Origin of the sequence: Pontibacter sp. SGAir0037 (assembly GCF_005491705.1) — a bacterium.
Classification (GTDB): Bacteria; Bacteroidota; Bacteroidia; order Cytophagales; family Hymenobacteraceae; genus Pontibacter.
In genome coordinates, this window is sequence record NZ_CP028092.1 from 2,779,424 (window position 1) to 2,790,793 (window position 11,370).

Genomic DNA, 11,370 nt, shown 5'->3' on the forward strand with positions numbered 1-11,370 from the left:
ATAAAGGCAGTTAGGCCACTATTTCTCATGCAGCCATTCAGAGAAACACGAGCATAGCTAGTAAAGCTGTACATTCAGAAACCGCATACGTTCTTTCGGAGAAGGCAACAGACAAGCTTCTCTCCGGCCTGCTATACGATAGCGGTTACGGGCAATAAACCTGTAAGCGGCATTCCGGATGAACAGGGGAATAATTCTGAAATAGTACCCCCAGGAAAGTGGAAAGTTGAGGTATTTGGCAATACGAAGGGCGGCTTCTGATTCCATGAATAAACGGCCGCTTTCATAGAACAGCATAGAGTCTGGCAAGGGCTGCGGTAACTGTTGCTGTGGTACCAGCGCCTCTGCCAGGCCTGATTGCAAAGTTGCAAACAGAATATTCTGCTTGTTGTTATACTTTAGTATGAATTGCACACTGGCCTGGCAAAAGCCGCAGGTGCCATCGTAAAAAACGATTAGCTTATCCTGCAGTTGTGCCAGTTCATATGTACTTATCTTACTATCTCCACCCATCCTTTATATTTCGCTCTTTCTTTGGAAGGATCTATTGTATAGAACTCCACATTAGCTTCATAATAATAGGTACCATCGTTTAAGCGGTTGCCTTTTGTATCGGTACCCGCCCAGTTAATCTGAGGATCGTTGGTTTCAAACACTTTGACACCCCAACGGTTAAATACCGCAAAACTCATAGACCGGATAAACAGGCTTCTGTCATCTGGGCGGAAGATGTCGTTCTTATTATCGCCGTTCGGGGTAATGATGTTCGGCAGCATGAAAGAGATACAATTGTCGTTGCATTCCTCGTTGCTGTAAGCACTCTCGTTGCCTGCAGCATCGGTAGCCGTTACAACATAACATCCGGCAAACGACTCAAGGTTACGGTGTGTATAGGTAGTTTCTGTCGTTTCGCCAATTTTGGTATACTCTGTCTGACCTGGCCCTCTGAAGTAAACCGAATAGAAGGCAATATCAGCAGTACAATCACCTGTAATGTTAGGCGTCCAGTTCAGCACGTTCTGATACGGAGGAGGTGTCGGGTTTGCCAGGAAGGCTTCGCAATCAAGCGCGACAATGGATAATTCAGGCGGACAAACGACCTGCGGCAACAATACACAGATTTGCTGGCTGCTGTTGAGCAATGGCTCCGGCAGCCCCTCCTGGTCGTAAGTTCCCTGGGTTACAACATAGTAACAATATTCCTCGCCACGCGCTAAACCTGTGCCTCCATCAAAGGTGCCCGGGTCGGTAAATGTTCCGCTGGTGGACGTTGCACTTACGTCTTCCGCAATCAACACGAAAGCATTATTAATACGCCTGTATACCCTGTGTGTGAGCACCTCATTTTTCCAGGGCACCCTATACGTCCAGTTCAACGAAATGGCCGCACTACCATCGGCAGCAGGTTCGCCGGATAAGCGTACACTGGATGCAGAAGTACTATCCTGAAGCACGGTTGCGGCTCCAGTATTACCCGAGTGGAAAAACTCTAAACGGTAGCGGTAGGCATTATCCTGGGTATTGATGTTATTGTCAGTAAAAACGGTATCGGCTAAATTAGTAGTAGTATATACTTGTGTATAAGTATTGCCACCTTCAATACCTTGCCCTACTTTTCTGGATAAACGATAACGGAAAGGAGCCGTTAGACTTCCGACTTCAGTTGGTTGCGTCCATTTAACAGTTATCTGGCCGGCCGTTGCACTGGTTGCATCCACCGTAACATGTGTCATATACGGGATATCCTGTTCCAGCGCAATACAGGCTTCATTAGAAGCTATACTCTGGCCTCTTCCCGGACCAGGAAACTCAGCATAAATGATATAGCAGTAATTTACACCAGGAGTCAGCCCCTGTCCATTATTAGTGTCGGTATAGGTGGTTTGGGCTCTGTCGACCTCTCCAATTAAAACGTAGCCTGTTTCAGGTGGAACACCAGTCTGGCAGGGCCCGGGCACATAACCGCTGGGGCCTTCGCGCCTGTAAATTCTGATGGTGGCAGCATTCTGGCAAATATAGGAATCCCAGTTCAGCACCACGTTCCTGTCGTCGGCGGTCGCACTCAGGTTTTGCGGAGGAGGCCCCACAACAGTAATATTATAGGGCTGCAAATCTGTAAGCGGAACAGGATTATTACCGGCAGGCCTGTCTACTGCCCTGAAAATAACCTGGTACGGCAATGCCCTTACATCAGAACAGGCTGTACTCCAGCTGAACTTGCCTGTAGCCAGGCCGGGGTTGTTGGTAGCTGGCGTAAAGGTGGCAGGAGGCAAAATACCACCCAAAGCTGTCAAAAGGATAGAATGGTTGTCAGGATCTGTTGCCCGGATGGTAGTATTGATAGTTGTTCCGGCTACCACACATGTATCTTTCGGAGTTAGGACAGGAGGCCTGTTCGGAGTCTCCCTTACCAGTATCTGCATATCGCGCACAATCTCTCCCATTTTTACTGCGGCACCATTGCTGGATACCCGCCATTCTTCTACCACAAAGGCTATACTATATTCCCCTTGCCGGCAGGGAGAATCCCAGGTTAACTGGCCCGTTCGGGGGTCTAATGTTAGTGTTGCAGGCCCTGAATTATCAGCCGTCTGGCAATTGCCACCCGTGAAGGTTAAATGAGGAAGTGAATAACCCGGCACATCACGCGGTGTGGTATTATTTCCAATCGTACGTTGTGGCACACGCAGTTTAAAAACCAGGCTATCGCCATCCGGATCGTAGGCACCGGGGTTATGCACAAATCGCTGGCCAACGGCTGCAAGATCCAACGGAGGCACTTCAAAAACAGGCGTACTGTTCGGCCTGAAAGGATTTATAACAATGGTTGTGGAGATGTAAAAGGAAACCTGAGACGACGGAGGGGCTATGTTGAGAATCTGATCATCCCGGTTCACTCCTATCCAGAACACCTTGTATTCGCCACTGGCGCCATAGGTATGTTCCCACTTGAAAACCTGTACCTGGGTTGCCGGAAAATCAGGACTGGTTATCAAAGCGGTACGGTCAATCGTAACTGAATTGCCGTCCCCCATATAAATAGTTGCAACAGGATCCTGGGCATCTACCATAGAGTTACGGTAGATGTTCATGGTAAAGTAAAAGTGCCGCGGGTTAGCAGGGTCCCGTTCGGCAGTAATTTCTCCGCCACGAATGTGAGTAGCTTGTGCGCTTATAAAACAACCCGACAATACTATCAACAAACACAATAAACTACCAGGTAACAGATACTTTAGAGGTAAACTATTTGGCATATAGATAGGGTTTGGCTGGAACAAAGGTATAATATTAACTAATTTTTCGTCATATTATTATCAACAAACACTGGTATTATCGGTTATAGGTAAGGCTCCTAGTCCTACGCAGGGCAATTTAGATTGATTCAAAATATAATATTAAAATTGTTTTCTATACGCTCCGAATGTACCTTTGGGCGTAAAAAAAAGCTTACTAATTTAAACTTTAACTGATACAGATGAATTGGTTTACTAAAACTTTTTCCAGTACCGTTGGACGGAAAATAGTTATGTCGGTCACAGGCCTTTTTCTGTGCTCTTTCCTGGTTGTCCATTTAATTGGGAACCTGCAGCTGTTTAAGAACGATGGAGGTATAGCCTTTAACGTTTATTCAGACTTTATGGCGCATAGTTTTATCATCAGAATTATGGAAGTTGTCCTGGTTCTAGGGTTTGTATTCCACATTTACGATGCCATTGCTCTTACCCGCCGTAACAAAGCTGCACGCCCGATAGATTATGCTGAAAAGCGCCCTCAGGAAAACAGTACTTGGTCTTCCCGCAACATGGGTTTGTTGGGTACCGTGATTCTTGTATTCCTGATCATACACCTTTGGAATTTCTTTGTACCTGCCCGCTTCGGTGGCCTGGAGGGAGTTGTAATTGAAGATGTGGAGTATGACAACCTGTACCTGAAAGTTGTTCAGTCATTCCAGATCTGGTGGTATGTAGCCATCTATGTGATATCGATGGTTGCCCTGGCCTATCACCTTATCCATGGCTTCCAGAGTGCCTTCCAGACTCTGGGTCTTGATCATAAGAAATACACTCCGTTCATCCAGGCGTTCGGTTATGCGTTTTCAGTTTTGGTTTGCCTTGGCTTTGCAATCATTCCATTGTATTTCTTTTTCACTGGTATTAACTAAGTTGCTATAGTTGCTATGATTTTAGATTCAAACATCCCGGAAGGCCCTTTAGCCGAAAAATGGGATAAGCATAAATTTGGAGTAAAGCTGGTTAACCCGGCTAACAAACGTAAATATGATATTATTGTAGTGGGTACTGGCCTTGCCGGTGCTTCTGCAGCTGCTACTTTCGGAGAACTAGGTTACAATGTAAAAGCTTTCTGCTTCCAAGACTCCCCTCGCCGTGCACACTCCATCGCAGCACAAGGTGGTATAAACGCAGCAAAAAATTACCAGAACGACGGTGACTCTGTGTTCCGTCTTTTCTATGATACCATTAAAGGTGGTGACTACCGTGCACGTGAGGCTAACGTTTACCGCCTGGCACAGGTATCTGTTAACATCATCGACCAGTGCGTGGCGCAAGGTGTACCTTTTGCACGTGACTACGGCGGCCTGCTGGCTAACCGTTCTTTCGGTGGTGCTCAGGTATCGCGTACATTCTATGCCCGCGGCCAAACTGGTCAGCAGCTGTTGTTAGGTGCCTACTCTGCCCTTAACCGCCAGATTGCTTATGGTAAAGTTAAACTTTACCCACGCACAGAAATGCTGGACCTGGTAATGGTAGATGGCAAAGCTCGTGGTATTGTTACCCGAAACCTGGTTACAGGTAAAGTAGAATCTCACAGCGCCCATGCTGTTGTGTTGGCTACAGGTGGCTATGGCAACGTATTCTTCCTTTCTACAAACGCCATGGGCTCTAATGCAACAGCAGCCTGGAGAGCTTATAAGAAAGGGGCGCTGTTTGCTAACCCTTGCTATACTCAGATTCACCCAACCTGTATTCCGGTAACAGGTACGCATCAGTCTAAGCTTACGCTGATGTCTGAGTCGCTCCGTAACGACGGACGCGTTTGGGTGCCTAAAACAGTAGAAATAGCTCAGAGACTGCGCAAAGGAGAAATTAAAGTAGCTGATATAGCTGAAGCTGACAGAGATTACTACCTGGAGCGTAAGTACCCGGCTTTCGGTAACCTGGTACCACGTGACGTGGCATCACGAAATGCCAAACTGGTATGCGACGAAGGTCGTGGCGTAGGTGCATCTGGCCTTGCTGTTTATCTTGATTTTGCCGATGCCATTAAACGCGATGGTTTAGCTGCAATTGCTGCGAAGTATGGTAACCTTTTCGATATGTACGCAAAGATTACCGATGAAAACCCGTATGAATTGCCAATGCGTATTTATCCGGCTGTTCACTATACCATGGGTGGCCTTTGGGTAGACTATAACCTGATGACCAATCTGCCAGGTTTATACGCAACAGGTGAGTGTAACTTCTCTGATCACGGTGCTAACCGCTTAGGTGCTTCTGCCCTGATGCAAGGTCTGGCCGACGGCTATTTCGTTATACCTTATACAATCGGTGACTATCTGGCAAAAATGCCATACGATAAAATAGGTACGGATCATCCTGCCTTCAGAGAAGCTGAGCAAAATGTGGTATCTATGACCAATAAGCTTCTTTCTATTAAGGGTTCTAAAACTGTAGATTACTTCCACAAACAACTTGGCCACATCATGTGGGACTACTGCGGTATGGCCCGTAATGCGGAAGGCCTTCAGTTTGCGAAACAGGAAATCCGTAAATTACGCGATGAATTCTGGCATGATGTGAAAGTAACTGGTGTGAATGAAGAATTTAACCAGACACTGGAGAAAGCACACCGTGTGGCTGACTTCCTGGAGCTGGGCGAACTGATGATCGATGATGCACTTCACAGAAATGAGTCGTGCGGCGGTCACTTCCGTGAAGAATACCAGACACCGGAAAACGAAGCTCTTCGTGACGATGAGAACTTTGCATACGTAGCTGCCTGGGAATTCACTGGCGTTGGAAACGATCCGGTACTTCACAAAGAAGAGCTGAAGTTCGAGAACGTGAAATTAACGCAGCGTAGTTATAAATAAGAAAATTAGAAATTAAAAATTATGAATTATAAATGGCCCAAAAGCAATTCAGCTTATTCCGTTTACTTAATTCCTAATTCCTAATTCGTAATTCATAATTAGAAAAAGAAATGGCTGGAAGTAATCCAAATGCAAAACCGATGGACTTAACGCTTAAGGTTTGGCGCCAAAAAGATAGAAATTCTGCTGGTCAGTTAGTAACTTATCCTGTAAAAGGTGTATCACCTGATATGTCTTTTCTGGAAATGCTTGATGTACTAAACGAAGACCTGCTTGTTCAAGGCCAGGAGCCAATCGCTTTTGACCACGATTGCCGCGAAGGTATCTGCGGTATGTGTAGCTTGTTTATCAACGGCCGTGCGCACGGTCCGGAAAGAGGAACAACCACCTGCCAGCTGCACATGCGTCACTTTAAAGACGGAGACACCATTACCATTGAACCATGGAGAGCAGCTGCCTTTCCTGTGCACAAAGACCTGGTTGTAGACCGTTCTGCTCTGGATCGTATTCAGCAGGCAGGTGGTTACATTTCTGTCAATACAGGTGGTGTACCAGATGCAAACGCAATTCCGATTCCAAAGTCTATAGCAGACAAGGCATTTGATGCAGCTACCTGTATTCAGTGTGGAGCCTGTGTGGCAGCCTGTAAAAACGCATCTGCCATGCTGTTTGTAAGTGCCAAGGTATCTCAGCTATCAATGCTTCCTCAGGGGAAAGTGGAGCGCAAGACACGCGTAGAAAACATGGTAGCTCAGATGGATGCTGAAGGGTTCGGTGCTTGTACAAACACAGGTGCCTGTGCTGCAGAGTGTCCTGTAGGCATCTCGCTAGAGAACATCAACATGCTTAGAAGAGAATTTATAGCTGCCAAAGCTACGTCAGAAAACGTGTAGTATCGCGTAACTATGATCATCTCAGAAAAGGGCGAGGCTGTTTAGTTCTCGCCCTTTTCATTTCTATCATTAGAAGTATACCCAACATATTTGTATACTTGCAGGAGAGCGAAATTAAACACATAAACCTCATAACTGTTTACTGGGGTAAGTAGAACAGCAAAATGATAACACTTATATCCGGCACTAATCGCCCTGACTCCAACACAAGAGCTATTGTCAGTTTATATGCTTCTATGCTGGAAGCACGCCAGCAACCTTATCAGATCCTGGACCTCGTGGATCTGCCAGCTGACTTTACCAACAACGCTCTGTATAGCTATACTGGCAAAAATGAGGAGTTCAACAAACTGAGTGCCTTCATTTCGAATGCCGATAAGTTTATTTTTATAGTTCCTGAGTATAATGGATCGTTTCCGGGAGTACTTAAGTCCTTTATTGATGGCTTAGCCTACCCCTTCACGTTTAAGGGGAAAAAAGCTGCCTTGGTTGGCTTATCCTCCGGAATGCAGGGAGGTTTGCTGGCTTTAAGCCACTTAACAGACATCTTTAACTACCTGGGCATGCACGTGCTGGCTCAGAAAATGAAGTTTGCCCATATCAGTAAAAACTTTAATGGGAAAGAAGTAACAAATGAATTTTACCGGCAATTAATGGAAGAGCAGGTAGAGGCATTTCTTAACTTCTGAATAGCTATACAAAAAAAAGACAAAAGGCCTGCTGTGATACAGCAGGCCTTTTGTCTTTTTGGTATAGCGAAACTATTAGTCTACATTATCATGTAAAAAGCGGTTATCTCCTAATATCTCGTTATCATCGTTCAGGTTGAAACGAGAAATACGATGTTCAGAAGAATGACCTACTTTCTCTAAAGAAACATTTCTGCGCAGGTAAGCTGGCACATCTAATTTCTCTTTAATAGCCTCAGAAGTGATTTCAGAACTCAGCATTCTTAAACGTTCTCTTCTTTCCTCTGCCCTGCGACGCATCAATTCACGCTCATCTACACGCTCACGCGCCATTTCATCATGTCGGCTAGCGGCATTAGGTGTTACCTGCTGCTCGTCTCCGTCCAGTTCAAAAACGATGCGGGTAGGTTGCTGCTGCTCTACAGGTTTACGCGTCTCATATTGTTGAGGAGGCGTAACCGGAGGCTGTGGCGTTGCAACCGGAGCAACTACAGGCTTAGGAGCAGCAAACGCTGGCACCTCGGCCATTTCTGGTCTTGCTGGTTCAGCTACTGCAATTGGCTTCTGGCTGTCTAAATCAAAAACTGTTTTTTTTGGCTCAATGATAGCTTCTGCCGTGCTGGCAAAACCAGTTGCAATAACCGTTACACGAATGCTTTGTCCTAAAGAAGAATCGATACCGTGCCCGAAGATTACTTCTGCTTCCTGGCCCGCTTTATCCTGAATATATTCAGTGATCTCCGTCAGTTCATCCATCTCAAGTTCAGCCTGCTCGCCAGACATAATAGAAAGAAGAATTTTCTGAGCGCCATGAATATCAGTATTATTCAACAACGGAGAAGACAAAGCTTCTTCAGCAGCACGAAGTGCACGGCCTTCACCCTCTGTAGTTGCAGAACCCATTACTGCAGCTCCAGAATCTTTCATAACCGTTTTAACGTCTTCAAAGTCAACGTTAACTTCAGCTGTAACTGTTATGATTTCAGCAATAGATTTTGCTGCTGTGGTAAGCACATTATCTGCTTTCGCAAAAGCCTCGCGAATGGTCAGGTTGCCGAACATTTCGCGTAGCTTGTCATTCAGGATAACCAGAATTGTATCGCAGTTTTCGCTCAGTTCTTTTACACCGTTCTCAGCAGCCGTTTTCTTTTTCTTACCTTCGAAAACAAAGGGTGCTGTTACAATACCAACCGTTAATATTCCCAGCTCTTTCGCTACTTTAGCAATAACCGGTGCAGCACCTGTACCGGTACCACCACCCATACCAGCCGTTATAAACACCATTTTAGTGTCATGGCTAAGCATTTCACGTATTTCCTCTTTGCTCTCCAAAGCAGCCTGCTTTCCTTTTTCAGGATTAGCACCTGCACCAAGTCCTTCTGTCAGGTTTTGGCCTATGGCAAGCTTATTGGGAACAGCGCTACTTTGTAGTGCCTGTGCATCGGTATTGCAGATAATAAACTCCACATCCTTGATGCCCTGGTTATACATGTGGTTTACGGCATTACTTCCGCCTCCCCCAACACCAATTACCTTTATGATAGACTTACTGCTGGATGGCAAATCGAAACTATACATTGAAGTCATGCTAAAATTCTCCTGCTCTAAATGGGTTAATAACTTTGTTTGTTGTTGTCAATATCATCTGACAAAAAGCCCTTGATCATCTGGAAGAGGCCGCTTCCACCTTCCTTAGGAGCACTTTTAGGTGCTTTCTGAACTGGTTTGGCCACTTCTTTATGTGGTTCCACATCAGCAAAGGTTTTTGTTCTCTGGTCTATCGATTGGTAACCGGCCAGCACCAGACCTACGCTTGTAGCATACATCGGGCTTTTTACGGCATCAATCTTAGACTTACCTAAGTGTTCGTTCGGATATCCGATGCGGGTATCCATACCTGTGATATATTCTATTAACTGTACCAGGTTCTGCAACTGTGCACCCCCTCCCGTTACTACAATACCAGCTGCTAAGTTATTAGCATATCCAGACCTAACAATCTCCGCGTAAACGAGTTCAACAATTTCTTCCATTCTTGCTTCTATTATATATGCAAGGTTTTTCAAAGAAATTTCTTTCGGTGTACGGTCACGTAAGCCAGGAATAGAAACTATTTCATTCTCAGAGGCTTCATCAGCAATAGCTTTACCAAATTTAACTTTCAGCTGTTCTGCCTGGTTCTGCATCACCATGCAGCCTTGCTTTATATCGGAAGTAATAATGTTGCCTCCGAATGGTAAAACTGCTGTATGGCGAATAATATTGTCTTTAAAAATGGCCAGATCAGTTGTGCCACCACCTATATCCACTAACGCAACACCTGCTTCTTTTTCCTCTTCACTGAGAACCGACATACAAGATGCCAGCGGCTCCAGAATCAGGTTATCGATCTCCAGACCTGCTCTGTGAATGCACTTGTTTATGTTGTTGATGGCATTAGACTGGGCTGTTATGATATGGAAGTTACCTTCTAAACGAACTCCCGTCATACCAACCGGATCAACAATGCCTTCTTCGTAATCTACTTTATACTCCTGCGGCATTACATGAATAATTTCACTGCCCGGAGGAGTAACCAATCGGTACATGTCGTTCGTCAGACGATTCACATCGTCTACGGTAATCTCATTGTCTGTTACCTGCCGTGTAATACTTCCATTATGTTGCAGACTTTTAATATGCTGCCCCGCAATACCAACATTTACAACACCAATGTTAATCTCCGACTGTTCTTCGGCCTGGCGAATTGCTTTCTTTATAGCATCAACAGTTTTATCGATATTGCTGACAATACCGCGTACTACTCCTTCCGAAGTAGCTTTGCCCATGCCTAAAATCTCAAGCTTGCCATATTCATTTCTCCGACCAACAAGTGCGCAAACTTTTGTGGTGCCGATGTCCAAGCCTACTACTATTTTGTCGTTCTGCATATGCTGTATAAGTTATTCACAAATAATCTGATCTTCAAATTCCACATTAACTCTTTTATATCTGTCCCAGCCCATTACGGGCAGCACTTCTTTATAAAAGACCAATAGTTTCTTAAATTTAGTCTCTACTTCGTCCGGCTTTCCGAACTCAATAGTATGTTCTCCCACCTGGGGCAAAAACGACACTTTTCCTTTGCCGTCTATATGCATATGCGCGAGCTGAGCCTTCCAGAACTGATCCTTCTCTATGAATTTTAACAGAGATAGATAAGCCTGTCCCGTAGAGTCCTGAAAAAATCCTTTATCCAAAGCTTTAGAATAAGCTGACTTAGTAATAGGGATAACACGTGCAGTATAGGTGTCTGATAAAGGAAGTACCGTTCCTTCTTCGTCGATATATACATCCTGGTCAGAGCGTAAAATGCGTGCAATAGGTCTGTTCTGTTTTACTATAACATGTACATTTCCGTCCAGTCCTTTGTACACTTCAGCAGCTTTTACAAATTTGTGTGCCTCCAGCCTCTTCTCAAGATTCTTAAGCTCAATGTTGCTGTTTGGCAGTCCCTCCAGTTTGCGCTCCCCCTCCCGGGTTAGCAAGTCTCTTACCTCCTTATCTCCAATAAAGTAATTCTTGTATTCATTATCAATATTTACATATACTTTTTTACAGATTTTTTCATTTTGCCTAGAATTTGCAAAACCTGCCAAAGCACCAATTGTAATTATGCTACAACCTGCAAAAATTA

At 45.0% G+C, this 11,370-nt stretch carries 9 protein-coding genes; 4 read left to right on the top strand and 5 right to left on the bottom strand.

Annotation, left to right across the window (positions count from 1 at the left end):
• Window positions 1–57: 57 nt before the first annotated feature.
• Together C1N53_RS11265 and C1N53_RS11270 are read right to left on the bottom strand one after the other, a co-directional pair.
• Window positions 58–513 carry a thiol-disulfide oxidoreductase DCC family protein gene (locus C1N53_RS11265; protein ID WP_240773195.1) on the bottom strand — a complete coding sequence of 152 codons (456 nt, stop codon included), beginning with the start codon at window positions 511–513 and terminating at the stop codon, window positions 58–60.
• On the bottom strand, window positions 492–3,254 hold the full coding sequence (locus tag C1N53_RS11270; protein WP_240773196.1) for a gliding motility-associated C-terminal domain-containing protein: 2,763 nt from the start codon (window positions 3,252–3,254) through the stop codon (window positions 492–494). Before C1N53_RS11270 ends, C1N53_RS11265 begins: the two co-directional genes overlap by 22 nt.
• 221 nt (window positions 3,255–3,475) lie before the next feature.
• Here C1N53_RS11270 and C1N53_RS11275 point away from each other — a divergent pair, with 221 nt between their 5' ends.
• From C1N53_RS11275 to C1N53_RS11290, 4 genes are all read left to right on the top strand, one after another.
• The gene (locus C1N53_RS11275) at window positions 3,476–4,162 is read left to right on the top strand and encodes a succinate dehydrogenase cytochrome b subunit (RefSeq protein WP_137759406.1); all 687 of its coding nucleotides are present in this window, start codon (window positions 3,476–3,478) and stop codon (window positions 4,160–4,162) included.
• A 15-nt stretch (window positions 4,163–4,177) separates the two neighbouring features.
• On the top strand, window positions 4,178–6,112 hold the full coding sequence (locus C1N53_RS11280) for a fumarate reductase/succinate dehydrogenase flavoprotein subunit (RefSeq protein WP_137759407.1): 1,935 nt from the start codon (window positions 4,178–4,180) through the stop codon (window positions 6,110–6,112).
• A gap of 140 nt (window positions 6,113–6,252) precedes the next feature.
• Window positions 6,253–7,005 (top strand): succinate dehydrogenase/fumarate reductase iron-sulfur subunit, encoded by a 753-nt coding sequence (locus C1N53_RS11285; protein ID WP_137761477.1) that lies wholly within the window; start codon window positions 6,253–6,255, stop codon window positions 7,003–7,005.
• A 164-nt stretch (window positions 7,006–7,169) separates the two neighbouring features.
• A complete protein-coding gene (locus C1N53_RS11290; RefSeq protein WP_137759408.1) occupies window positions 7,170–7,694 on the top strand; it encodes an NADPH-dependent FMN reductase in 525 nt (174 codons plus the stop codon).
• Window positions 7,695–7,769: 75 nt separating this feature from the next.
• Here the strand turns inward: C1N53_RS11290 and ftsZ are convergent, their stop codons facing one another.
• From ftsZ to C1N53_RS11305, 3 genes are read right to left on the bottom strand one after another with little or no spacing between them, the layout of a single operon-like run.
• On the bottom strand, window positions 7,770–9,281 hold the full coding sequence (gene ftsZ / locus C1N53_RS11295) for a cell division protein FtsZ (RefSeq protein ID WP_137759409.1): 1,512 nt from the start codon (window positions 9,279–9,281) through the stop codon (window positions 7,770–7,772).
• A 26-nt stretch (window positions 9,282–9,307) separates the two neighbouring features.
• On the bottom strand, window positions 9,308–10,624 hold the full coding sequence (gene ftsA / locus C1N53_RS11300) for a cell division protein FtsA (protein WP_137759410.1): 1,317 nt from the start codon (window positions 10,622–10,624) through the stop codon (window positions 9,308–9,310).
• 12 nt (window positions 10,625–10,636) lie between these two features.
• Complete coding sequence (locus C1N53_RS11305; protein ID WP_240773197.1) at window positions 10,637–11,332, bottom strand: hypothetical protein; 696 nt, start codon at window positions 11,330–11,332, stop codon at window positions 10,637–10,639.
• Window positions 11,333–11,370 lie beyond the last annotated feature (38 nt).